A 24,925-nucleotide genomic window follows, 5' to 3' on the forward strand; every position below is an offset into this window, starting at 1 on the left:
CTTTCGATAGCGCCTTTTTTATTTCGCCTGTAACAGCGTGCATAATTAAGGATAATTGAGTCAGGAGGTCTTATGTCACTGCAAAATTTAACGCTTTTCCCGCGTCTGGAACTGATTGGCGCGCCGACGCCGCTTGAATATCTGCCGCGTTTATCCGATCACCTTGGTCGCGAAATTTTCATTAAACGTGATGACGTCACTCCCCTGGCAATGGGGGGAAATAAGCTGCGCAAACTGGAATTTCTGGCGGCCGATGCGCTGCGCGAGGGCGCGGATACGCTCATCACCGCAGGGGCTATCCAGTCTAACCATGTCCGTCAGACGGCGGCAGTCGCGGCGAAACTGGGTCTGCATTGCGTGGCGTTGCTGGAGAATCCGATAGGTACCCGGGCGGAGAACTACCTGACTAACGGTAACCGCCTGCTCCTCGACTTGTTTAATACTCAGGTTGAAATGTGTGATGCGCTGACCGATCCCAATGCGCAACTGGAGGAACTGGCGACACGTATTGAAGCTCAGGGCTACCGTCCGTATGTGATCCCGGTTGGCGGTTCTAATGCCCTGGGCGCCCTGGGTTATGTAGAAAGTGCGCTGGAAATTGCTCAGCAGTGTGAAGGTGCGGTTGGCCTTTCGTCAATTGTGGTGGCATCCGGGAGCGCAGGCACCCATGCAGGTCTCGCCGTGGGTCTTGAACAATTGATGCCAGAGACTGAATTGATTGGTGTAACCGTGTCGCGCACAGTTGCGGACCAGTTGCCAAAGGTGGTTGCGCTGCAACAGGCGGTGGCAAACAGCCTGGCGCTGGAGGCGAAGGCCGATATTCAGCTATGGGATGACTACTTTGCGCCGGGTTATGGTACGCCGAACGATGAGGGGATGGCGGCGGTGAAGCTGCTGGCACAGCTGGAGGGCATCCTGCTGGATCCGGTTTATACCGGAAAAGCGATGGCTGGACTGATTGATGGCATCAACCAGAATCGTTTTAAAGATGAAGGGCCGATATTGTTTGTCCACACTGGCGGTGCACCTGCGCTGTTCGCCTATCATCCTCATATCTAATACAGAGCGAATAGAATGCAAGAGAGTATCCAACTGGTTATCGATTCGGCGCCTTTTCTGCTAAAAGGAGCGATTTTCACGCTACAGCTCAGCATCGGCGGTATGTTATTTGGTCTGGTGCTAGGGTTCATTCTGGCCCTGATGCGTATGTCGTCGGTCTGGCCAGTAAAATGGCTGGCACGGATGTATATTTCCATTTTTCGCGGTACACCGCTGATCGCGCAACTGTTTATGATCTATTACGGTTTGCCGCAGTTTGGTATTGAACTGGATCCTGTTCCCGCGGCAATGATCGGTTTGTCGCTCAATACTGCGGCTTACGCAGCCGAGACGCTGCGCGCAGCCATTGCCTCCATTGACAAAGGGCAGTGGGAAGCGGCGGCAAGTATCGGTATGACGCGCTGGCAGGCGATGCGTCGGGCTATTCTTCCGCAGGCCGCGCGGGTGGCGCTGCCGCCGCTTTCTAACAGTTTTATCAGCCTGGTGAAAGATACCTCGCTGGCCGCGACTATCCAGGTACCGGAACTGTTTCGTCAGGCGCAACTGATCACCTCGCGTACTCTGGAGGTGTTCACCATGTATCTGGCTGCGTCACTGATCTATTGGGTGATGGCGACGGTACTGTCGACGCTGCAAAACTATTTTGAACATCAACTTAACCGCCAGGAGCGTGAGCCGAAATGAGTGCCATTGAAGTCAAAAACCTGGTGAAAAAATTCCATGGGCAAACGGTTCTGCATGGTATCGACCTTGAAGTACAGGAAGGCGAGGTTGTTGCAATCATCGGTCCCAGCGGCTCCGGCAAAACCACATTGTTGCGCAGTATTAATCTGCTGGAACAGCCGGAAAGCGGGACGATTCGGGTTGGTGAGGTCACGATAGATATAGCACGCAGCATCAGTCAGCAAAAAGCGGCCATTCGCCGCCTGCGTCAGCATGTGGGCTTTGTGTTTCAGAACTTCAATCTTTTTCCACATCGGACGGTTTTAGAAAATATCATTGAAGGGCCGGTAATCGTTAAAGGCGAGGATAAAAACGCCGCCATTATTCGGGCCCGTGAACTGTTGGCGAAGGTTGGCCTTGCCGGTAAAGAAAACAGCTATCCGCGGCGCTTGTCCGGCGGGCAGCAGCAGCGCGTGGCGATAGCGCGTGCGCTGGCTATGCGCCCCGATGTGATCCTGTTTGACGAACCCACATCGGCGTTAGATCCTGAACTGGTGGGTGAGGTGCTTAACACCATTCGTCAGCTGGCGCAGGAGAAGCGTACTATGGTGATAGTGACCCACGAGATGAGTTTCGCCCGTGACGTGGCGGATCGTGCGATTTTTATGGATCAGGGGCGTATTGTTGAACAGGGCGAAGCGAAATCACTGTTTGCTAATCCCCGGCAGCCGCGTACTCGCCAGTTCCTTGAAAAATTCCTGATGCAGTAACATTTTCCTCCGGTTGCGTTCCCGGGGTAATGTTCTGGCGAACGCACTCTGAGGGCCCATGTTTGTACTGATTGCGGCTATCAAATGTTGCTTATTCTGCCGCAGGTTATGAGCAATCTGGTTGTGTATTTCATCAATTCAGGCGTGCCGGAGGTATACTTTATTTATTAAATCAGGTGATGTTGCCCGCGGCAGTCTAATAAATGGGGGGCTTTTTAGCCGTCAGACTTCAGGCTGCAGATGTGTTGGCTGCGGTGTGATGCGTTTCATCTATGAGGCACGGCCTTTCGGGAGCCGTGCAAGCGTTGTTCAAAACGGATAGTCGTTTTGTTCTGCAATTCTAATTATTCAGGCTATAGATATTTTATATACCCTAAATTATTCGAGTTGCAGGAAGGCGGCGACGCAGTGAATCCCCGGGAGCGTACTCCAGTACGTGACTGGGGTGAACGAGGAAAGCCAACGCACATGCAACTTGAAGTATGACGGGTATACATATAAAAAAGATTTATGTGTTAGCTTTATATGTTTATAAGAATGATTATTACTTAGGGGTTATTTGGTCAGTTATGAGGGACAATGATTTTTTCAGCTGGCGGCGGGATATGCTGCAACAATTTCAGTCAATCGCTTCGGGGGAAGGGGTTTATAAACTGCTACAGCAGCAGGTGCAGGGACTGGAATATGATTACTTCGCGCTTTGTGTTCGGCATCCTGTACCGTTTACGCGCCCCAGGTTGACCCTGCAATCAACCTATCCGCAGGCCTGGATGTCGCACTATCAAGCCGAAAATTATTTCGCTATTGATCCGGTACTACGCAACGAGAATTTCATTCGCGGGCATCTGCAGTGGAACGACACGTTATTTCGTGATACGCCGGAATTATGGAATGGCGCGCGCGATCATGGTTTACGCAAAGGTGTGACTCAGTGCCGGATATTGCCGAATCATGCCCAGGGATTCCTATCCGTTTCAGGTAACAAGCCGGGTCCGGGCCCTTTTGCGGAAGATGAACTGGAAATGCGTTTAAGTATGCTAACAGAATTAAGTTTATTCACGCTGTTGCGACTGGAAGATGGGATGGTTATGCCGCCGGAAATGAAATTTAGCCGACGCGAACTGGAGATTCTCAAATGGACGGCGGAAGGGAAAACGTCGGCAGAAGTGGCGATGATTCTCTCTATCTCTGAAAATACCGTCAATTTCCATCAGAAGAATATGCAGCGAAAATTCAATGCACCAAACAAAACGCAAATTGCCTGCTATGCGGTGGCGACGGGATTAATTTGAGTTAATTCGTTGTTCTGCGTGTCAGACGCAAAACCGGCTGTCAGTCATACTTTCAGCCGGTGAATGATTACTGACGGTACGCCTGTTTAATTTGCTTGACCGTACTGGAGAATACGGCAGCCTGAGCCTTATCTTCCATCTGCGCGATTTGCTTTTCCATTTTAATAATCACGCGGCCTGCATCTGCCTGGCCCATGGCCTGAAGCATCAACGTCAGCATCGCTTTCAGGCAGCAAACTTCTTGCGCCAGCTCTTGATTATTTTCTGCAGTGGAAAAATCTGGTGTACTCATCGATATCCTCGTTTGCTTTCTGCGCAAATGCGCATGACTAAAAGTAAAGGCGGCGCAGTATACCACAAGCAAGGGAAAAAAGAGTGCCTGATTTCTGTTCTCTCATTTGAATGGTGAATGGTTCTATTTGTTGCGTAATACGTAATTATGGGGCCTGAGCGGGATAATTTTGCGTGATGCTATTTTTTCGTTAATAATTGTTACATATCAGCGCTGTATTTCGCTTCTACATAAAGTGTTGTGTTTTTGCGTAATCTGTATGATCAATGTTAAAAAAATGGTGTTGTATAACGCTATGTTATCTATGGAATTCCATAAGATACGCTGACAAATTTTCACTATGGCGTAAGAAAGTTTTCGTAGCACATTTTTGGGCTTTTAAAGTTACGATAAAACCCGGTAATATGTAAAAGATAAGCTATCAGTAGCGTTATCCCTCAATTCTGGAGATTATTCCTTTGATCAACGTCCTTCTTGTTGATGACCACGAACTAGTGCGCGCAGGGATACGACGCATTCTGGAAGATATAAAAGGGATTAAAGTTGCCGGCGAAGCCTGCTGCGGCGAGGATGCCGTGAAATGGTGCCGCGCACATCCCGTTGATGTCGTCCTGATGGATATGAATATGCCGGGTATCGGCGGACTTGAAGCGACGCGTAAGATTGTCCGCTCTGTTGCCGATGCCAAAGTGATTATGCTGACGGTGCATACTGAAAACCCACTGCCGGCCAGGGTTATGCAAGCCGGCGCGGCGGGGTATCTCAGTAAAGGCGCAGCGCCGAAGGAAGTCGTCAATGCGATTCGTTGCGTGGCGTCCGGCCAGCGTTATATCGCCTCGGATATCGCCCAACAAATGGCCCTCAGCCAGATTGAACCTGAAAAGGCAGAATCGCCGTTTGCCAGTTTGTCCGAGCGAGAATTGCAGATTATGCTGATGATCACCCGAGGTCAGAAGGTCAATGAGATCTCAGAGCAGTTAAATCTGAGTCCTAAGACGGTGAACAGCTATCGTTATCGTATGTTCAGTAAACTTAACATTCATGGCGATGTGGAGCTGACGCACCTGGCAATTCGCCATGGCCTGTGCAATACGGAGTCGTTAGCAAGTCAGTGAGTGATGTTTTTGACGCCAAAGCTTTCCTGAAGACAGTTACCAGCCAACCGGGCGTCTATCGTATGTATGATGCTGGCGGTACTGTCATTTATGTAGGTAAAGCCAAAGATTTAAAAAAGCGCCTCAGCAGCTATTTTCGCAGCAATCTGGCTTCGCGCAAAACGGAGGCGCTGGTGGCGCTCATCGCGCAGATAGACGTGACCGTTACCCACACCGAAACGGAAGCGCTGCTGCTTGAGCACAATTATATCAAGCTGTATCAGCCGCGTTACAACGTGCTGCTGCGCGATGATAAATCCTACCCTTTTATTTTTCTTAGCGGCGATACCCATCCTCGTCTGGCCATGCATCGCGGGGCAAAGCATGCGAAAGGTGAGTATTTTGGCCCGTTTCCGAATGGTTATGCGGTTCGCGAAACTTTAGCTCTGCTGCAAAAAATCTTCCCCATCCGGCAGTGTGAAAACAGTGTGTACCGCAATCGCTCCCGGCCCTGCCTGCAATATCAAATTGGTCGCTGTCTGGGGCCGTGTGTCGCCGGGCTGGTGAGTGAAGAAGAGTATGCACAGCAGGTTGATTATGTCCGCCTGTTCCTTACGGGTAAGGACGATCAGGTGCTCACGCAGTTGATTGCCCGCATGGAGAAGGCCAGCCGGTCGCTGGCGTTTGAAGAGGCGGCGCGGATCCGCGATCAGATTCAGGCCGTGCGTCGGGTCACCGAAAAGCAGTTTGTTTCTAATACCGGGGACGATCTGGATGTGATTGGCGTGGCGTTTGAGGCCGGAATGGCCTGTGTCCACGTGCTATTTATTCGTCAGGGTAAAGTGCTGGGTAGCCGCAGCTATTTCCCCAGAGTCCCCAATGGAACCGAACTGGGGGAAGTTGTGGAAACCTTTGTCGGTCAATTCTATTTACAGGGCAGCCAGATGCGTACTTTACCTGGCGAGATCTTACTGGATTTTAATCTGGGTGATAAAACGCTGCTGTCCGATTCGCTCTCTGAGCTGGCGGGGCGTCGGGTTAATGTACAGACGAAGCCGCGTGGCGATCGTGCACGTTATTTGAAGCTGGCGCGGACCAATGCTGCGACGGCGTTGACGGCTAAACTTTCTCAACACGCGACGATTACGCAACGCCTGCAGGCGCTGGCAACATTGCTTAAGCTGCCGACGGTGAATAGGATGGAGTGTTTCGATATCAGTCACACTATGGGTGAGCAGACGGTCGCCTCGTGCGTGGTTTTTGACAATAACGGGCCGCTGCGCGCGGAATATCGCCGTTATAACATTACCGGCATCACGCCGGGAGATGATTATGCGGCGATGAATCAGGTTCTGCGTCGTCGCTATGGCAAGGCGATAGAAGAGAGTAAAATTCCTGATGTTATCCTGATTGATGGCGGTAAAGGTCAGCTTGGACAGGCGAAAACGGTTTTTGCCGGGCTGGATGTTCCGTGGGATAAAAATCATCCTTTGCTGTTGGGCGTGGCAAAAGGCAGTGACCGTAAAGCGGGTCTGGAGACGCTATTTTTCGACGCGGAAGGTGACGGTTTTAGCTTGCCGCCGGATTCACCGGCGCTGCATGTTATCCAGCATATACGTGATGAATCACACGATCATGCTATTTCCGGTCATCGCAAAAAACGGGCGAAGGTGAAAAGCACCAGCACGTTAGAAACGATTGAAGGAGTGGGGCCAAAACGCCGACAAATGCTGCTGAAATATATGGGGGGTCTGCAAGGGCTGCAGAAAGCCAGCGTCGAAGAGATTGCTAAAGTACCGGGTATATCTCACGGTCTGGCAGAAAAGATCTTCTACTCGTTGAAACATTAGGGGCTCTGTAGCAACATAGGGCTAATTTTTACTTACAACAGATAGTTACCCGTTATTATGCGATTTAATATCCCTACGTTGCTTACTCTGTTTCGCGTCATTCTTATCCCGTTCTTTGTACTGGCGTTTTACCTGCCATTTACCTGGGCGCCATTTGCCTGCGCGCTGATTTTCTTTATTGCCGCAGTGACCGACTGGTTTGATGGCTACCTGGCGCGCCGCTGGAACCAGAGCACCCGTTTCGGTGCTTTCCTTGACCCGGTAGCGGATAAAGTGATGGTGGCGATTGCGATGGTGCTGGTTGCTGAACACTACCACACCTGGTGGGTGACGTTACCGGCCGCAACGATGATCGCCCGTGAAATCATTATTTCCGCGCTACGTGAGTGGATGGCCGAACTGGGCAAGCGCAGCAGCGTGGCGGTATCGTGGATAGGTAAAGTGAAAACCACCGCTCAGATGACGGCGTTGGTGTGGATGCTGTGGCGGCCATATATTTGGGTTGAATGGGCGGGAATCGGTCTGTTTTTTGTCGCGGCAGTACTGACGCTGTGGTCTATGCTGCAATATTTGAACGCGGCACGTGGGGATTTGCTTGAACAGTGATCGTTTCGGCGCAATTTTCAGCAAACAATACGGGGTTTTAAAAAATAACGTTGACTCATTGCGCCAGGTAAGTAGAATGCAACGCATCGAACGGCAGCACAGTCTGACAGACGATAACGAAATCAAGTGATTAGCAATTAGCTTGACACTGCGGGAATAGCTCAGTTGGTAGAGCACGACCTTGCCAAGGTCGGGGTCGCGAGTTCGAGTCTCGTTTCCCGCTCCAGTTAAAAGCATCGGCAAATGCGGGTGTTAATGTATTAAGGCGCGTTAGCAAAGCGGTTATGTAGCGGATTGCAAATCCGTCTAGTCCGGTTCGACTCCGGAACGCGCCTCCAATTTCAATCCCGAGCCCGGATGGTGGAATCGGTAGACACAAGGGATTTAAAATCCCTCGGCGTTCGCGCTGTGCGGGTTCAAGTCCCGCTCCGGGTACCATTGGGATAAAAGCAGAATAATCAAAGCAATAAGCAGTGTCGTAAAACCACCTCCGGGTGGTTTTTTTGTGCCTGCCATTCACCTTTCTGACGATGATTTTGCCTCCCGGCATAAAAATGACTTTTCTATTTCCCCATAATTTCCCCACAATCAGAACAAGGTACATTTGCCGATCGTACCGTGAACTATGTTTTCCCCGGAAAATCCTTCCCCGAAGCCTGAATGTTTTTTGTATTTGAGTCGCGGATAAAAAGAGTTAATTTAATTGATCATGAAAATAAAATAGCAGACATCCCCTGAAGAGAGTGCGCGACGGATATCCGCCGCGCAAAAGGTCACTGCGCAGTTTGTTTATTTTCCGTGGCGACAGGATCGTTGGCTGCAGGCTCGGGGAGGCTGTTAGACACCTTGTCGGGCGCGTCATTCGTTGCCGGGCGCGTAGCCGGAACGGAATCGCACGGTTTCTCCTGCGGACAAATCAGAACCAGCATTTTCAACGTCACGCCATTAGTCCAGCCAAAACCATCCTGCAACGGGTACTCTCCGCCACCACCACCGGTGCCCGTAGAGCTGACATTGTATTTTTCAACCAGCTTCTGCTCCTTATCGTAAGTGTGCTGGACGTTACGCAGGAAGCGCCAGCTTACCTCCATGGCGATTTTCTTTTGACCATATTTTTGCAGACCTTCAGCAGCAACCCACTGTAGCGGCGCCCAGCCGTTTGGCGCATCCCATTGCTGGCCGCTATCCACCGTCGTGGTGGTCAGTCCGCCGGGTTTAAGTAATCGAGATTCGGTGGCGGCGGCGACTTTTGCCGCGCGTTCGCTGGAGGCGGCATTGACGTACAGAGGGAACAACGCCGCGGCGGTCAACTGATTACGTACTTTGTGATTCTTCAGATCGTAATCGGCGTACCAGCCTTCTTTATCATTCCACAGGTATTTCTCCAGCGCTTTCTGTCTGGCGCTGGCTAAGGCCTCATACTGTGCGGCTTTCGCACTGTCTCCCGCCGCTGTACTGGCGCGGGAGAGCGTTTTTTCCATATGAAACATCAGCGCGTTCAAATCAACCGGAATAATTGTGGTCGTACGGATGGTCGCGAGCTGCTGCGGATTATCCATCCAACGGGAGCTGAAATCCCAGCCGGAAGCTGCAGCGGATCGCAGATCGCGGTAGATCTCGGTGGCCGGACGGTTTGGGTTGCTTTTGGCGGTAGTGACATCATCCAGCCAGGATTCTGGTCGCGGCGTGTCTTTGTCATCCCAGTAGCGATTAAGCAGCGATCCATCAGGCATGCGTACAACACGCTGGTTGGCGCTGCCGGGTTCAAGCGCTTCAGCTCCCGCCATCCAGTACTGGTACTCTTTTTCCATCTGCGGCTGCCATTTTTTGAGCGCCTCGTTACCATCGTGCGTGGCCAGCAGTTCGACCATAAATGAAAAGAACGGGGGTTGCGAGCGGCTCAGATAGTAGGTGCGGTTGCCGTTGGGAATATGGCCCCAGGTATCAATTTCAGCAGCGAAATTCGCCACCATATCTTCGATTTTATCCCAGTGCCCACTCTCTGCCAGACCGAGCATGGTGAAGTAGCTGTCCCAGTAATAGACTTCGCGAAAGCGTCCGCCGGGGACCACATAAGGTTTTGGCAGCGGCAACAATGAATCCCATTTTTCCACCTCGACGGTGCTGCGCGTCAGTACCGGCCATAACCCGTCAATATGCTGGCGCAACGTCTGTCCTGCTGGCGGAACGTACCGATCATTCTCTCCCGGAAGCGTAAAATTGAGTTCGACGAAGTGTCGTAAATCGAAACTTCTCTGATTCTTCTGCATGCGGTAATCGGCAAGGATCATCAGCGGATCGCTGTTCGGGATAGCGTCGGCGAAAGTTTTCTGATCGGAGAAAAGTCTGGCGCTTTGCACATCATTAAATAGCGGACCGAGCAGAATATCGGGCGATTGCGGGGTGGTGCGGGGCTCCGCCGCCTGAGCCGTCAGCGTCGCCAGGGCGATGAATGCCCCTCCCAGCGCCAGATGTAGAGCATAGGGAAGGGGGGCGGGGCGACGAGAAGCGGAACGCGTCATAGGTTGTTCTCCTTATCATTGCAGACTCTGTGCCACTGCATTTGGCTATCAGAAAACCTTAGACGAATATTTGCCGCTGCGCGTGCGGGAGGTAACATTTTGCGTGAAAACAGCAGATTTACCGGCTGCTGCTGCCATCACAAAATCAATATATTGGCGGTGAAAATAGCCTTTGTTGGCCTGTATTGCCGATAAGGTAAAATTGCCGGATCAGGTAAAAATAAAGGGAAGGAAAAGCCGTCCAGCGTGAGGCGAGGCCATGTGGTATCCGCTCTCGCATGAATACCACTATCAATGGTCGTAGCTTCAAGGACAGTCGACAAATGCTCTGCTGGCTAACATCGGCGGGTAGATTACGCAATGCTCCGGGGCCGAGAAAATATTGCAACATGCTACGTTAGATGTCTGTAAGAGGGAGAGTCTGGCGATGGAAACCTGGTGTCAGCAGGCCGTTTTTTGGACAATTCAGGTTCGATGTAAGGATAATGCCCGTGTCAGATGGCAATAACGGCAGTTCTGAGTGATGTTTCGTGTGTCTCTGATGACGGCGTCCCGTTTCCTCACGCACCCAATGGTAAATCTCCGCGACGTTAACCCGATACCATGCGCTTCACTGACTCCGTCACCAGGGATTGGTTGTTGGTTGGAAAAATTCCGCGGAGTCAGTCCATTCCCCATCGGTCGACATTTGCCACTGGCTGGCATCCTTTAAAAATTCGCGCCAGTACTTTCACCTGATATACTTTCCGCCAGTTTTGTTAAAACTGGCGAACCGCGTTGTTAAGGGAATTGATTATGCCAGAACGTGAAAAAAACGTTATCATTCAACCGTCCTCCACTGTCTCCCGAATGCATTTTCTTCCCGCGCTATTGGTTGTTGTTTCCGTATCCGCTTTATGTGCATTTTTATCACCGCGACTGGGGTCGTGGCGCGTGATCTTGTTTAATCCAGGAATATATATTGATTTTCTGGTGCTGCTTTTTTTGCTGTTTATGCTCTGGAGTTCAACGAAAGTACGCATGCACCATGTGGCCGTAAACTGGGTGCGCTATGGGCTACTGCTGTGGATTGCCGGCGGCACTTTCGACCTGATGGATGAAATCTATTTCCAGCCACGCTGGATGGGGTACTACTGCGAAGATCTCCTGCGTTTGTCCGGCATACTGTTGGCCACGGTCGGGATCTACAAAATCATTGCGCGTATTAATCGCCTCTACGTCGATGCGCGTTCTCAATCGCTGAAAGATGAATTAACCCGGCTACCAAACCGACGCTTTTTTACCGATACCATCCGTGAGAAAGAGGGCCATGCGATAGCGATAATGATTGTCGATATCGACTACTTTAAGAACATTAACGACACCTATGGTCACATGGTGGGAGATGAAGTGCTGTTTGCTTTCGGTAAACAGCTGGCCAGGCTCACCAGCGATAAGGTGCTGCCTTCCCGAATCGGGGGAGAAGAGTTCGCCATTATTGTTGATGGTCTGACGGCGCAGGAAGTGGATGAACTGGCGCAATCTATTTTGCAAAATGCCCGTGCGATCCTGATTAACCATGATAATCCGCTGTCGGTCAGCATTGGCGTTGGGGTGCGTGGTAAAGGCGAGCCGCAGAACCTGTTTATTAAAAAGATTGATAACGCGCTCTACAAGGCGAAAAAGAAGGGACGAGGGCGCGTGGAGTGGGCCGTTTAGCGCGGCCTGAATTATCCCTGCTGGGCGCTGCGGCAGTGACGGCGATATTCAGATGGGGAGCGCTCGGTATAGCGTTTAAACACCCGGCAGAAATAGTTACTGTCAACAAACCCGCAGTTATGGGCGATCTCTTTCACCTTGAGATCGTAGCCGCGCAGCAGTTTTTTCGCTTTCTCCAGCCGTACGCTGGTCAAAAATTCATTAAAACCGACGGAACCGGATTTCTGGAAGATATGCGAAAGATAATTCGGTGTAATATGGAAGCGCCTGGCTACCGATTCACGGGTCAGGGGCTGGCTGAGATGCTCTTCCAGATAATCCTGCACCGCCATAAACAGATCGCGGCTGCGGCTGACGCGCATCTCCAGCCCGACCAGTTGCTCAAGGCAGTGGCTCAGTAAGGCAGAAACCACCAGCCTGGCGGTGACCGGATCCGGCTGCAGGCAAATTTCATTCAGTGACAGCAACAGATAAGAACCCACCCGCGGCCCCAGACGGGCGACGTTCTGCTTCTCTGTTCGGAGTTGCTTGCCGTCCCAGTGCTGAAGGCAAAAACCGAGCTTCTGACGGCCAAACAGAATACTTAATGTTGCTGCCGGTCCGGTCCATTCCGGCAGCGTCCATTTCCCCGCCTGCACGTAGAGTACCTGTGAAGCGGATAAAACCGTCTCTGACAGCGGCAGACCGCTCTCCTTAAGATCGCCTTCCAGTACAATTTCCAGCCGCGGAAAGGGCACTTTAAACGCCAGCGCGGGCTCGGAAATGTCTGGATCGGGAAACCTGACGTGCAGATTATCTTTCTGATTCACTAAACGATTTAAAATATCCGCCAGCGTGTCAATCATTCCGTAGGCCTTAGAAGAGAATTATTATCCTGTTGATTATAATCTATTTTATGAATATTGATCTGTTCTGTATCAGAGCAATCTCTCCTGGGCCTTCAGCAGAGAAGGGTGAAAACGCTGGATTTTGATATCCTTCACACTTTTCTGTCCCGTGTACGCTTGTCCAGTTTTTTGTAGTTTTAGCCTCATGTATTCCGTCGTGACGCAGCTTAGAGTTGGTATTGTGTTATCGATAAGTTAAGGAATATACATATGGAACAACAATCTGCCGTTTATCTGAACGCGCTGGGGGCCGACATGGCGCTTCCTGCGAAAATGCAGCAGGAGCTGGATACGCTGGGTTATACCGTTGTGCATAACGTGGTGGACCCGGAGTGGCTGGCGGCGATGCGCACGCTTATTGACGCTATCGTTGAGAAAGAGGGGGATAACCTGGCGATTGAGCATCACCAGGAAGCGACGGCGACGCGCATTGCCAATCTGATTAACAAAGGGGCGATTTGGGAGAAAGTCTGGTGTCATCCGCTGATCCTTTCTGCCTGTCACTATATTTTTCAGGGCGACTTTAAAGTCTCCAGCCTCAACGCGCGGGAAGCGTTGTTTAACGGCGGTCACCAGCCGCTGCATGCGGACTGGAAAAAACCGCGACCTGATTTTCCGAAAGTGCATCTGGTGAATACCATTTGGGCAATTGATGATTTAAGTGCGGAAAATGGCGCGCCGCGCATTATTCCCGGTACGCATCTGCGGCCAGAGCTGCCGGAAGAGGTGCTGGATGACCCGGAGCAGACGCATCCTGATGAAGTGGTGTTTGCCGCACCGGCAGGCAGCGTGATGATCTATAACGCTCATGCCTGGCACGGCGGAACGCGTAACCGGATTGGCAGCAGAAGACGGGTGCTGCACGGCTTGTATATCGACCGGCAAGACACGGCGCAGCAGGATCAGCAGCGCTGGCTGACGCAGGAAACCGCCAGTCGTCTGACGCCAGCGCAAAAATGGTTGCTGGATGTGGAATAGCGGAAAGGCTCGCGGGCGAGTGTGGATAGCGACGCCAGCTTCTCGCCAGTTGGCAGAGAATGTCTGACCTGCCCGCAAACCTGACCGTCATCAGAAATGGCAGTCCAGGTCAACGCCGTCGCGTCTCAGGGCACGCCGCCTCAGAGGCGCGATACAACCGGAGCAAGAGCCCAATGCCGTTCACTTAAGCAAATCATCGGTGTTGTCTTTTGTTTTATTTGCCAGCGGCAATCGCATTATCGGTGGTTTAAACGAAAATCTGATTCGGTTGATTCACTAACTGAGCTGATACGGGCTTAAATATAAAGGATATAACTTTTTTATGACTTTCAGCCTCTGAAAAGCCCCTGACGAATAACGGACTCACCGCATGGGGGTTGGGCGCATCAAGGAAACCTGGCGGGAACGCAGGCGCGCATCCAGGACTGGCCGCCAGGACGGCGGCCAGAGGGCGGGTCGAGACAGGGACGTCGAGTCCCGCCCGGTCCGCCAGATGAAGCCGGAGTGGAGCGGACCGCGCAGCGGCAGGTTTTCAGCGCCATGCCGGGGGTGCAGGGGGACGGGCGAAACGTCCCCCTGCCCGTTCACATGCAGTGGATATAACGAATATCCGCGTATTTATCGTGAACGGAACAGACCACGGAATCTGAATGGGCGAAAACGAAAAACGCGCCATGTTCGCCATAACCACCGATCGACAGAACCGCTCAGCCAGCCATAAACACAACTGACACCCCTTAACTTGACCCGCATTAGAGCAAGAATCTCATCGCACTCAGGGGATCTCAATATAGACCACCGGTTTTTTCATAATGCCTCTCACCGCGTCGACAATTTGCTGCGGCTGCAATAAAAAAGTTTTGATACTGGTCTTAATGGTACGGATGCCGCTAAAGCGTCTGGCGTCGTCAATCTCAATATCCGTTACCAGCAGAACGACATCGGCGTGGGCAATATCGTCAGCCGTTATTTTATTCTCTACTCCCAGCGCGCCCTGGGTTTCTATTTTGATATTCCATTTCTCGTGGTGACCGACCTTTTCCAGGCGCTCAGCCGCCATATAGGTGTGAGCGACGCCGCTGACACAGGCCGTTACGGCAACGATATTGAAATCCATAGCATCCTCCAGGCGTTATCCGCCAATGGTCACGCTAAAGCCGGCCTGTTCGGCCAGCGTCTTGAATGGTTGAATCTCAGACTCTGTGGGGGCGTTAATCATCGACATCGACCATGTTTTGCCCAGTAAGCGATATTTTGGCTCGCCGTATTGATGGAATGGCAGAAGATGAATGTCGCTTAGTTTTAAGGGGGCCAGAAACGCCAGAATCTGGCGGAAATTCTCTTCATTAAGTGTAAAACCCGGAATTAACGGTATCCGTGGAATCACGGGAATATTCGCCTCCACCAGGCGAGTAAAGTTATCCAGTACCCGCGGCATATTGATCCGCAGCAGTCTCCGGGCCAGGGCTGCATCCATGATTTTCAAATCAAACAGTACTTCATCACATGCCTTCGCCAGCGGAAAAAAGCGGTTAAACGCGCTATCGCCTGCCGTTTCGATAGCGGTCCTGATCCCCCATTGGCGTAAGCGGCACAGAAAACGCGCGGCGAATTCGGCCTGCATCAATACTTCGCCCCCCGACAGGGTCACGCCGCCGCCGGATGCGCGGAAGAATACGTCATCCTTCAGCACCTCGTTAAGCAACGTATCCAGCGTCACGTCGCGACCAATTTGCTCCCATGCGCCGGAAGGGCACTCGGTAACATCCTGCTGGCAGCGGGCGCAATGCAGGCATTTGCTCTCCCGGCGCACGGTCTGGATTTTCGGCGATATCGATTCCGGATTGGCGCACCATGGGCAGGCGTGCGGGCAGCCTTTAAAAAAAACGACGGTGCGGATCCCCTGACCGTCATTCAAAGAGTAGCGCTGAATGTTAAAAATGCGCGCCCTGTCGGCGCGCGTTTCCATCACCTCACAATTGATGCGCGGTGCGGCGGATAATGTCATCCTGAATCTCCTGCGACAGCTCGACGAAAAAGGCGCTGTATCCCGCCACACGCACCACCAGACCGGCGAAATCCTGTGGCCGCCGCTGGGCTTCGCGCAGCGTGTCGGCGTTGACCACGTTGAACTGAATGTGCTGTAGCTTAAGCCGGGTGAAAGCCTGTAAAAAGTCGGCGAGCTTATTGAGGCCGCTGTCACCGGCAAGCGTCGCCGGCGTGAATTTGACGTTGAGCAGCGTACCGTTAGACAACAGATAGTTATCCAGCTTGCTGACCGACTTGAGCACCGCCGTTGGCCCCTGGGCGTCCTGACCGACCATCGGCGACAGTCCGCCGTCCGCCAGTTGCTCACCGGCCAGGCGTCCGTCAGGGGTTGCGCCAACCACCGAGCCCAGCGGCACGTGGGCGGACACGGTATATGAGCCCGGTGTGAAATGGCCGCCGCGCGGGTTCTGGTACCGCTCCACCTCTTTACAATAGAAGCGCAGCAAATCGGCGCTGATATTGTCCACCTCGTCAATATCGTTACCGTATTTCTCAAAGCGATTGATCAGGCGGGCGCGGATTTGTTCCCCTTCTGGCGTCTGGAAATTGGCTTTCAGCACCGCCATCAGTTCAGCAAAACTCAGGCGTTTCTGCTCAAACACCATCCCTTTGAGCGCATGCAGCGAGTCGCTCAGATTAGCGATGCCGATGCCCTGAACGCCGGAGAAGTTATAGCGCGCGCCGCCTTCGGTAATATCTTTGCCGTGCTGCACGCAGTCTTCAATAAACGATGAAAGCAGGGGAACCGGCGCCCAGTCCCGGTGGCCGATATCGCAAATATTACTGCCTTCGACCATCAGTTTGATGTAGTAGCGAATTTTGTCGCGGATCTGGCTAATCAACCCATCCCAGCTGATGTCGGGATTGTCTTCGTTTTCCAGCATCACGATCTCCATCACCTTCAGCAGATTAAACATCGCGATATCGTGCAGGCCGTAGGTGCGCCCAGGGATCGACAGCTCAACGCAGCCGACCACCGAATAATCCCGCGCATCTTCCAGCGACACGCCGCGATTGAGAAACGCCGGGATCACCACTTCGTCGTTAAAGATTTGCGGTATACCGGTGCCAAGGCGAATGGTTTCTGCGGTTTTGCGCAGGAAAGGACGGTCAATAAGCTCATTGACCCGCACGCCGAGGTTCGGCTGCGGCAGGCGAACGTTCTGATAAGCGTCAAGGGATAAAAACGACAGAACGTTCACCGCGCTGCGCCCGGTCACGGTCAGGCCGCCGAGCAGGGCGGTATAACCCGTGGGAAAGCCGGCAAAGTAGCGTGCGCTGCTGGTCGAGCGCAGCAGGACAATATCGTTACACTTCACCCACAGCGATTCCAGTAGCTCTTGAAGAAACCGCGGATCCTGACCGCGATTTAGCGACGCCTGATAATAAGGCAGCATGTATTGATCAAAGCGCCCCAGCGAAATCGAACTGGCGTTGGATTCATACTGCAAAATAATATTCATATACCAGAACAACTGGCACGCCTGGCAGAAATCCTCCGGACGGTGTCGCGCATTATGGCGGGAAATATCCGCAATGCTCTTTAGCTCCTTGCGCCGCTGCGTATCGTCGCAACTGGCGGCCATTTCATCGGCAAGGGCCGCATAGCGCAGGATATGGCGCTGAGAGGCTTCCAGCAGGATCAGCACCGCCTGATAGAAGTGGTTTTGCGGATGCTGTTTATTCACCGCTTTAAGTTCCGTTACCAGCGCGGCCAGGCCATTTTCCAGCAGGCGAGGGTAGTCAATAATAATATGCCCCTGGCCCTTATCCGTCTGGTTAACGCTAAAAATTTGCGTACTGACGGCACTTTTCACTTCATCCGTCATCTGGCGATTAATAAAGTCCTTCATTGAGCGATTTTCCCAGTAAGGGAAAAGTTCTTCGCGGTAGATGCGTTTGTCTTCCTCGCTGATAGTGAAGCGATCCTGAGGGCGGGTCGGGAACTGATCCAGCTCCCTGAGCAGCCAGTAAGGGTCCATCTCCGGAGAGATAATTCCGGCACGCGGCTTAATCGTCCGGTTACCGGCGATCAGTTCGTCATCACGAATCGAAATCTGCACATGATCGAGGATCCATGCGGTTGCTTTCGCCCGGCGGATCATCATCGGCTCCCCTTCAGTCTGCTTATGGCTGGCGGTATAGAGCAGAGCACGTTCAAGGGAGATCTCGCGCGGCTGGGCGAAGAGGCGATCTTTTAGGCGTTGAGTGCGATTGGTCATGACAAACTCCATGTTAATTTAGCGGGGCGCAGAACCTGCCCCGCGATGCAATTCAGGCCTTCTGTGAAAGGTGGCTATCGATTTTGTTCATAATGGCTTCGGCGCGCTTCACGGCATCGCTGATGTTGACGCGCACAATGGTTTTTCCGGCAAAACGTTCTTCGAACTTGATACCGATATCTTTGGTCAGAATAACCATATCGGCGCTGGCGACGTCATCCGCCGTCAGTTCGTTCTCAATGCCGATAGAGCCCTGGGTCTCGACTTTCACCTGCCAGCCTTTGGCTTTGGCGGCGCTTTCCAGTGACTCGGCGGCCATATAGGTGTGGGCGACGCCAGACGGGCATGCGGTAACGGCGATAATTTTGGTCATATGATATTCCTTCCCGTGTTTCAGTTAATTTCAAAATCAAGATCCATGTCGTCATCGGCTTTCGCATCCGGCGTGTTCTTTTTCGCCAGCGCTTTGAGCAGAATGACGCAGGCTGCGCTGACGATTGCACCTACCACGATACCGGCAATAAAGCCGCCTTTACCCTGTACCACTGGCAGGACAATCAGCCCGCCCCAGCCGGCGTAGCATTGTGCGCCAAGCAGCGCTGCGGTGACGCAACCCGCGGCGGCGCCAACCATAATGGAGGGGATCACGCGCAACGGGTCGGCGGCGGCGAAAGGGATTGCGCCTTCAGTGACACCAACGCAGCCCATGACCAGCGCGGCTTTACCCGTTTCCCGCTCTTCCGCGGAGAAGTATTTCCGACCAATCAATGTTGCCAGCCCCATGCCCAGCGGCGGTACGGCGATGCCGACGGCAGCGATGGCCACCACGGTGTAAACCCCCTGTGAGACACAAATCAGCATAAAGGCATAAGCGACCTTATTGACCGGACCGCCCATATCGAAGGCCAGCATCAGGCCCATAATGATGGCTAACACGACGATGCTGCCCTCGCGCATGCCCTGCAGCCAACTGGTTAAGCTGGCGGTCAGCGCGCCAATCGGCTCGCCGAGGCCCCACATCATGATCGCGGCGGTAATAAAGGTGCCAGCGATCGGGATAACAAAGATCGGCATCACCGAGCGCAGTATCTTGTGCACCGGGATCTTCTTCAGGTAGTAAACCACCAGACCGCCAATCATCCCGGCAATCAGCGCGCCGAAGAAACCGGCGCCGAAGCTGTTGCCGACCCAGGCGCCGATGGCGCAGGGCGCCAGCGCCGCGCGGTCGGCAATGGAGTAACCGATGTAGGCCGCCAGAAACGGCACCATCAGCGTCAGGCCCGCTACGCCAATATCAAACAGTTTTTTCAGATTAGGATCGGTGGCGACATCGGGTACTGCTCCCTTGCCGTACAACATGACGGAGACCGCCAGCAGGATCCCCCCGGACACGACAAAAGGGATCATATGCGAGACCCCGGTCATCAGGTGCTGGCGTGTATTTTTTAGTATTTGCACCAGTTCGTTCATTGTTTTTCTCCTGGGCGCGGCGTGGCCCGTGGCTGGGTTGATGTTTCAACATTAGAAAAAGGGCGGCGCATAAAATAGTAGAGAAAAAGCGCATTTACTGGATATTTGTAAGGCGAGAAGAAAATTGCGATCCACCTCAAATCTTAGCTATGCCGGGTTATTGGGGCGTTGAATCGCGCTATTTGTGATGACGCGCATAAAAAAGAGCTAAGCATACAATTGTCCAGTAATTACCAGTTTTGTCGCGTAGTGGCGGGCGGATAATTTTTTTACCTTTTGGAGAAATAATGCATTGCTCAGGAGGAAGGCGATGGCCCTGGTAATTGAATTCATCTGTGATTTGCCCAATGGCGTACATGCGCGTCCGGCGAGCCTGGTTGAAACACTGTGTAATCGTTTTTCGTCTTCGGTCGAATGGGTCAATATTCGTAGTGCAGGGCGGGGGAACGCAAAAAGCGCGCTGGCGATTATCGGCACCAATACAATTAAAGGTGATTGCTGCCAGTTGATCATCAGCGGCGAGGACGAGCCGCAGGCGTTTGAGGCACTGTCGGCATTTATCGCCGATGAGTTTCCGCATTGCGATGCGCCGTTGCCAGCGGTGGAACAAATGGATATTCAGCCGGTGCCTGAATCACTCTCACGTCTTCACCCTACGCTGTTTCATGCTGTACCGGTCTGCGCCGGGAGCGCGGGCGGCAGGCTCATCCATCTGAAATCATTGGATCTGCGTGATTCAGGCCCGCTGCCGGCGGCGGGCTCGATTGAGCAGGAGCAGGCGTTGCTGGATGAGGGACTGACGCTGCTGGTCAAAAATATTGAGTTTCGTCTGCTGGATAACGACGGCACCGCCAGCGCGATCCTCGACGCGCATCGCTCGCTGGCGACCGACGCCTCGCTGCGCCAGCATCTGCTCGACGGTCTGCTGTCCGGCCTGAGTTGCGCCGAAGCGGTGGTTCGCTCCGGCGAACATTTCTGCGCTCAGTTCAGCGCTTCCGGCAATCGCTATTTACAGGAGCGCGTACTGGATGTCCGCGATGTCTGTTTCCAGTTGCTGCAGCATATCTATGGCGAATCACGCTTTCCGGCGCCGGGAAAACTGACGGAAGCATCTGTCTGTCTGGCCGATGAATTAACCCCCAGCCAGTTTCTCGAACTGGATAAAACGCGTCTTAAAGGCCTGCTGCTGCGTAGCGGCGGTACGACATCGCATACGGTGATCCTCGCACGCTCGTTCAATATCCCGACCCTGGTCGGCGTGGAGATGGACGCGCTGCTGCCGTGGGTCGATCAGCCGGTGCAGATTGACGGCAATGCCGGTCTGGTCGTCGTGAAGCCGGATGACGCGGTGGCGCGATATTATCAGCAGGAAGCCTGGGTACAGGCGCAAATCCATCGCCAGCAGCAGGTCTGGCTGGATAAAGAGGGGCGGACGGAAGATGGCGTTCGCCTGGAAGTTGCGGCGAATATTGCCCATTCGGTGGAAGCGACGGCAGCATTTAGCCAGGGGGCGCAGTCGGTGGGGCTGTACCGCACCGAAATGCTCTATATGGATCGTCCGAACGCGCCATCGGAAGACGAGCTTTACAATCTATTTTGTCAGGCGCTGGAGCCGGCCAACGGGCGCAGCATTATCATTCGCACCATGGATATCGGCGGTGACAAGCCGGTGGCATATCTCAATATTCCGGCGGAAAACAATCCGTTTCTTGGTTACCGCGCGGTGCGTATTTATGAGGAGTACCAGGCGCTGTTCCGCACCCAGCTACGGGCGATTTTGCGCGCGTCGGCGCACGGTGCGCTGAAAATCATGATCCCGATGATTTCAGCAATGGAAGAGATTCTGTGGGTAAAAGAGCAACTGGCGGATGCCAAACAGTCGCTGCGCAGCGAGCATATTCCGTTTGATGAGAAAATCCCGCTCGGTATTATGCTCGAAGTGCCGTCGGTGATGTTTATTATCGACCAGTGCTGCGAAGAGATTGATTTCTTTAGCATCGGCAGCAATGACCTGACCCAGTATCTGCTGGCGGTGGATCGCGATAATGCCAAGGTAACGCGTCACTATAACAGCCTCAATCCGGCATTTTTGCGGGCGCTGGATTATGCGGTTCAGGCGGCGCATCGTCAGGGGAAGTGGATCGGTTTGTGCGGCGAACTGGGGGCGAAAGGGTCGGTGTTGCCGCTGCTGGTGGGGCTGGGGCTGGATGAATTGAGCATGAGCGCGCCATCGATTCCGGCGACAAAAGCGCGTCTGGCGCAGCTTGATAGCCGCGCCTGTCGTCAGTTGCTTAACCAGGCGATGCAGTGCCGTACTTCGCTGGAGGTGGAGCATCTGCTGGCCCAGTTCCGCATGGCGCAGCAGGATGCGCCGCTGATTACCGTCCGCTGCATTACGTTGAACAGCGACTGGCGCAGTAAAGAGGAAGTGATGAAAGGCATGACCGATAACCTGCTGCTGGCAGGCCGCTGCCGCTACCCGCGCAAGCTGGAGGCCGATCTGTGGGCCCGCGAAGCGGTATTTTCCACCGGCCTGGGGTTCAGTTTTGCCATTCCGCACAGCAAATCGGAACATATTGAGCAGTCGACCATCAGCGTCGCCCGTCTGGCGCAGCCGGTGGCCTGGGGCGATGATGAAGCGCAGTTTGTGATTATGCTGACCCTGAACAAGCATTCCGCGGGGGATCAGCATATGCGCATCTTCTCGCGGCTGGCACGGCGCATTATGCATGAAGCGTTCCGTCAATCGCTGGTGGCGGCAGACAGCAGCGAGGCTATTGCCGCGCTGCTGCAGCGGGAGCTGGAGCTTTAGCCCGCGGCCTCTTCCCGGCGCCGCCGCCTCTGGCGGGCCGACAGTTTGGCTTTGCCGCCGGTGCCCGTTACCGCCGGGCAATCGCCTGACAAATCGCCTCGCCCACCTGTTGGGTGGAGGCGCTGCCTTTCATATCCGGCGTTTTCGGCCCGCTGGCAATGGTCTGCTCAATCGCCGCCAGAATGCCGTCATGGGCGGCCTGGAAGCGTTCATCCCCGTTACCGAGGAAATCCAGCATCATCGCGCCGGCCCAAATGGTGGCGATAGGGTTGGCGATATTTTTGCCGTAGATATCCGGCGCAGAACCGTGGACGGCTTCAAACAGCGAGGGGAAGGTACGATCCGGATTAAGATTTGCCGACGGCGCGATACCAATGGTGCCGGTACAGGCCGGGCCGAGGTCGGAGAGGATATCGCCGAACAGGTTGGAGCCGACCACCACGTCAAAACGCTCCGGCTGTAGCACAAAGCGGGCGCACAGAATATCAATATGCTGCTTATCCCATTTCACGTCCGGGTAATGCTGCGCCATCGCTTCAACCCGTTCGTCCCAGTAGGGCATGCTAATGGCGAGGCCGTTGGATTTGGTTGCCGACGTGAGTGTCTTGCGCGGGCGGCTTTGCGCCAGTTCAAAGGCGTAACGCAGGATCCGATCGACGCCGCGCCGGGTAAATACCGACTCCTGAAGCACCACTTCATGTTCGGTTCCCGGATTCACTCGCCCCCCCAGAGCGGAGTATTCTCCTTCGGTATTTTCGCGCACCACATAGAAATCAATATCGCCGGGCTGTTTACCCGCCAGCGGGCAGGGGACGCCGGGGAACAGGCGCACCGGACGCAGGTTGACGTACTGGTCGAATTCACGGCGAAACTTCAGCAGCGACCCCCACAGGGAGATGTGATCCGGCACGATAGCCGGCCAGCCGACCGCGCCGAAATAGATAGCATCAAAATCTTTCAACTGCGCGTGCCAGTCGTCAGGCATCATTTGACCGTGTTGCGCGTAGTAATCGCAACTGGCCCATTCGAAATGTTCGAAGCTTAACGCCAGCCCCCAGCGTTCGGCGGCGGCTTGTAGCACGCGCACGCCCTCAGGCAGCACTTCTTTACCGATGCCATCGCCGGGGATGGCGGCAATACGTAAGGTTTTATTCATCTTTTTTCTCAGTTCAGGGTAAGAGAGGTTGACTTCATGTCTATCCTATAATGGACTCATTCATAATTAATCCCGTCAAACGGTAAAACATAAAACACGAATTATGAATAATCTGCTGCTAAACGATTTACGCGTCTTTATGCTGGTCGCCCGCCGCGCCGGTTTTGCCGCCGCTGCCGAAGAGTTGGGTGTTTCCCCGGCTTTTGTCAGTAAGCGTGTATCGTTACTTGAGCAAACGCTCAATGTCCGGTTACTGCACCGCACGACCCGGCGGGTCGCGATTACCGCAGAAGGCGAACGTATCTATGAGTGGGGGCAGCGTATTTTGCAGGATGTCGACCAGATGATGGATGAGCTTTCCGATGTGCGTCAGGTGCCGCAGGGGACGCTGCGCATTATCAGCAGCTTTGGCTTTGGCCGCCGGATCGTCGCCCCGGCGCTCTCTGAGCTGGCCCGCCTCTATCCGCAACTGGAGATCCGTTTTGATGTTGCCGACCGGCTGGTGGATTTAGCCAATGAAGGGGTCGATCTGGATATCCGCGTCGGTGACGACATCGCCCCCAATCTGATTGCCCGCCAGCTCGCCGCCAATCGCCGTATTCTCTGCGCCTCAGCGGAATTTGTCGCCCGTCATCCGGTACCAAAACAGCTTAGCGACCTTGCCGCGCTGCCCTGCCTGGTTATTAAGGAACGCGATCGGCCCTTTGGCGTCTGGCAACTGCGCGATAAAGAGGGCGAGCATGCGATTAAGGTTACCGGCCCGCTGTCGTCAAATCACGGTGAGATCGTCCATCAATGGTGTCTGGACGGCCAGGGAATCGCGCTGCGTTCATGGTGGGATGTCCGGGAAAATATTGCCAGCGGCCATCTGGTGCATTTACTGCCGGAGTTCTATCAGCCCGCCAATATCTGGGCGGTGTATGTGTCGCGGCTGGCAACCTCGGCAAAAATTCGGACCACCGTGGAGTTCTTGCGTCACTATTTTCAGCAACACTTTCCACAACTGGAGAGTGAAGTCAAAACACCGCGCCAGCAATAACAATGCCGTTCACTTAAGCAAATCATCGGTGTTGTCTTTTGTTTTATTTGCCTGTGGTAATCGCATTATCGGTGGTTCTGGCTAAAATGGCATTTTCGTTTTCGCCCATTCAGATTCCGTGGTCTGTTCCGTTCACGATAAATACGCGGATATTCGTTATATCCACAGCGTGTGAACGGGCAGGGGGACGTTTCGCCCGTCCCCCTGCACCCCCGGCATTGCGCTGAAAACCTGCCGCTGCGCGGTCCGCTCCACTCCGGCTTCATCTGGCGGACCGGGCGGGACTCGACGCTACTCGTCCCATCCCTGGGACTCGCCCTTCCAGGGCCAGCGCAAGCGCTGTTCAAAATTGCTCCCGGCAATTTTGTCCCTGTCTCGACCCGCCCTCTGGCCGCCGTCCTGGCGGCCAGTCCTGGATGCGCGCCTGCGTTCCCGCCAGGTTTCCTTGATGCGCCCAACCCCCATG

Annotated in this window: 20 protein-coding genes and 3 tRNA genes; 14 read left to right on the top strand and 9 right to left on the bottom strand. The window is 53.7% G+C overall.

The annotated features are described in order from the left end of the window. Positions 1-72 precede the first annotated feature (72 nt). From dcyD to sdiA, 4 genes are all read left to right on the top strand, one after another. Positions 73-1,059, top strand: coding sequence for a D-cysteine desulfhydrase (gene dcyD / locus FE839_RS23040; protein ID WP_138363060.1), 987 nt, complete (start codon positions 73-75; stop codon positions 1,057-1,059). Positions 1,060-1,074: 15 nt separating this feature from the next. Then, the gene (tcyL, locus tag FE839_RS23045) at positions 1,075-1,743 is read left to right on the top strand and encodes a cystine ABC transporter permease (RefSeq protein WP_138363061.1); all 669 of its coding nucleotides are present in this window, start codon (positions 1,075-1,077) and stop codon (positions 1,741-1,743) included. Next, the gene (gene tcyN / locus FE839_RS23050; RefSeq protein WP_138363062.1) at positions 1,740-2,492 is read left to right on the top strand and encodes an L-cystine ABC transporter ATP-binding protein TcyN; all 753 of its coding nucleotides are present in this window, start codon (positions 1,740-1,742) and stop codon (positions 2,490-2,492) included. The genes tcyL and tcyN overlap by 4 nt, the downstream gene beginning before the upstream one ends. A gap of 569 nt (positions 2,493-3,061) precedes the next feature. Continuing rightward, the gene (gene sdiA / locus FE839_RS23055; RefSeq protein WP_138363063.1) at positions 3,062-3,784 is read left to right on the top strand and encodes a quorum-sensing transcriptional regulator SdiA; all 723 of its coding nucleotides are present in this window, start codon (positions 3,062-3,064) and stop codon (positions 3,782-3,784) included. Positions 3,785-3,851: 67 nt separating this feature from the next. On the opposite strand, the gene FE839_RS23060 is transcribed toward sdiA, so the two are convergent. Beyond that, positions 3,852-4,076, bottom strand: coding sequence for a DUF2594 family protein (locus FE839_RS23060; RefSeq protein ID WP_138363064.1), 225 nt, complete (start codon positions 4,074-4,076; stop codon positions 3,852-3,854). Between the two features lie 458 nt (positions 4,077-4,534). Here FE839_RS23060 and uvrY point away from each other — a divergent pair, with 458 nt between their 5' ends. The 6 genes from uvrY to FE839_RS23090 all read left to right on the top strand — a co-directional run bounded on the left by uvrY (position 4,535) and on the right by FE839_RS23090 (position 8,064). Continuing rightward, positions 4,535-5,191 (top strand): UvrY/SirA/GacA family response regulator transcription factor, encoded by a 657-nt coding sequence (uvrY, locus tag FE839_RS23065; RefSeq protein WP_138363065.1) that lies wholly within the window; start codon positions 4,535-4,537, stop codon positions 5,189-5,191. Next, positions 5,188-7,020, top strand: coding sequence for an excinuclease ABC subunit UvrC (uvrC, locus tag FE839_RS23070; protein WP_138363066.1), 1,833 nt, complete (start codon positions 5,188-5,190; stop codon positions 7,018-7,020). Before uvrY ends, uvrC begins: the two co-directional genes overlap by 4 nt. 57 nt (positions 7,021-7,077) lie before the next feature. Then, positions 7,078-7,626, top strand: coding sequence for a CDP-diacylglycerol--glycerol-3-phosphate 3-phosphatidyltransferase (gene pgsA / locus FE839_RS23075; RefSeq protein WP_138363067.1), 549 nt, complete (start codon positions 7,078-7,080; stop codon positions 7,624-7,626). 150 nt (positions 7,627-7,776) lie between these two features. Next, positions 7,777-7,852, top strand: a tRNA-Gly gene (locus tag FE839_RS23080). Between the two features lie 38 nt (positions 7,853-7,890). Next, positions 7,891-7,964, top strand: a tRNA-Cys gene (locus FE839_RS23085). A gap of 13 nt (positions 7,965-7,977) precedes the next feature. After that, a tRNA-Leu gene (locus FE839_RS23090) sits at positions 7,978-8,064 on the top strand. 335 nt (positions 8,065-8,399) lie between these two features. Here the strand turns inward: FE839_RS23090 and FE839_RS23095 are convergent. Continuing rightward, entirely contained in the window at positions 8,400-10,148 is a 1,749-nt protein-coding gene (locus FE839_RS23095) for an alpha,alpha-trehalase (protein WP_138363068.1), read from the bottom strand. Between the two features lie 795 nt (positions 10,149-10,943). Here FE839_RS23095 and FE839_RS23100 point away from each other — a divergent pair. Next, the gene (locus FE839_RS23100; RefSeq protein ID WP_138363069.1) at positions 10,944-11,846 is read left to right on the top strand and encodes a GGDEF domain-containing protein; all 903 of its coding nucleotides are present in this window, start codon (positions 10,944-10,946) and stop codon (positions 11,844-11,846) included. Positions 11,847-11,857: 11 nt separating this feature from the next. On the opposite strand, the gene FE839_RS23105 is transcribed toward FE839_RS23100, so the two are convergent. Then, positions 11,858-12,691, bottom strand: a complete 834-nt coding sequence (locus tag FE839_RS23105; protein ID WP_138363070.1) for an AraC family transcriptional regulator — start codon at positions 12,689-12,691, stop codon at positions 11,858-11,860. 252 nt (positions 12,692-12,943) lie between these two features. Between FE839_RS23105 and FE839_RS23110 the strand changes: the two genes are divergently transcribed. Then, positions 12,944-13,711 (top strand): phytanoyl-CoA dioxygenase family protein, encoded by a 768-nt coding sequence (locus FE839_RS23110; protein ID WP_138363071.1) that lies wholly within the window; start codon positions 12,944-12,946, stop codon positions 13,709-13,711. A gap of 775 nt (positions 13,712-14,486) precedes the next feature. Here FE839_RS23110 and FE839_RS23115 read toward each other — a convergent pair. From FE839_RS23115 to FE839_RS23135, 5 genes are read right to left on the bottom strand one after another with little or no spacing between them, the layout of a single operon-like run. Further along, positions 14,487-14,828, bottom strand: a complete 342-nt coding sequence (locus FE839_RS23115) for a PTS fructose-like transporter subunit IIB (protein ID WP_138363072.1) — start codon at positions 14,826-14,828, stop codon at positions 14,487-14,489. Positions 14,829-14,843: 15 nt separating this feature from the next. Next, positions 14,844-15,719, bottom strand: a complete 876-nt coding sequence (locus FE839_RS23120) for a [formate-C-acetyltransferase]-activating enzyme (RefSeq protein WP_138363073.1) — start codon at positions 15,717-15,719, stop codon at positions 14,844-14,846. Continuing rightward, on the bottom strand, positions 15,685-17,982 hold the full coding sequence (locus FE839_RS23125; protein WP_138363074.1) for a formate C-acetyltransferase: 2,298 nt from the start codon (positions 17,980-17,982) through the stop codon (positions 15,685-15,687). Before FE839_RS23125 ends, FE839_RS23120 begins: the two co-directional genes overlap by 35 nt. A 52-nt stretch (positions 17,983-18,034) precedes the next feature. Continuing rightward, positions 18,035-18,355: a PTS fructose-like transporter subunit IIB gene (locus FE839_RS23130; RefSeq protein WP_138363075.1), complete on the bottom strand. Its 321-nt coding sequence runs from the start codon at positions 18,353-18,355 to the stop codon at positions 18,035-18,037. 20 nt (positions 18,356-18,375) lie between these two features. Next, positions 18,376-19,452 carry a PTS fructose transporter subunit EIIC gene (locus FE839_RS23135; protein WP_138363076.1) on the bottom strand — a complete coding sequence of 359 codons (1,077 nt, stop codon included), beginning with the start codon at positions 19,450-19,452 and terminating at the stop codon, positions 18,376-18,378. Between the two features lie 310 nt (positions 19,453-19,762). Between FE839_RS23135 and ptsP the strand changes: the two genes are divergently transcribed. Next, positions 19,763-22,264: a phosphoenolpyruvate--protein phosphotransferase gene (ptsP, locus tag FE839_RS23140; RefSeq protein ID WP_138363077.1), complete on the top strand. Its 2,502-nt coding sequence runs from the start codon at positions 19,763-19,765 to the stop codon at positions 22,262-22,264. A gap of 67 nt (positions 22,265-22,331) precedes the next feature. Here ptsP and FE839_RS23145 read toward each other — a convergent pair whose 3' ends face one another. Continuing rightward, positions 22,332-23,420 carry a tartrate dehydrogenase gene (locus FE839_RS23145; RefSeq protein WP_138363078.1) on the bottom strand — a complete coding sequence of 363 codons (1,089 nt, stop codon included), beginning with the start codon at positions 23,418-23,420 and terminating at the stop codon, positions 22,332-22,334. Positions 23,421-23,523: 103 nt separating this feature from the next. On the opposite strand from FE839_RS23145, the gene FE839_RS23150 reads away from it, so the two are divergent. Then, positions 23,524-24,459 (top strand): LysR substrate-binding domain-containing protein, encoded by a 936-nt coding sequence (locus tag FE839_RS23150; RefSeq protein WP_138363079.1) that lies wholly within the window; start codon positions 23,524-23,526, stop codon positions 24,457-24,459. Positions 24,460-24,925 lie beyond the last annotated feature (466 nt).

Origin of the sequence: Klebsiella indica, assembly GCF_005860775.1 — a bacterium.
Taxonomy (GTDB): Bacteria; Pseudomonadota; Gammaproteobacteria; order Enterobacterales; family Enterobacteriaceae; genus Klebsiella; species Klebsiella indica.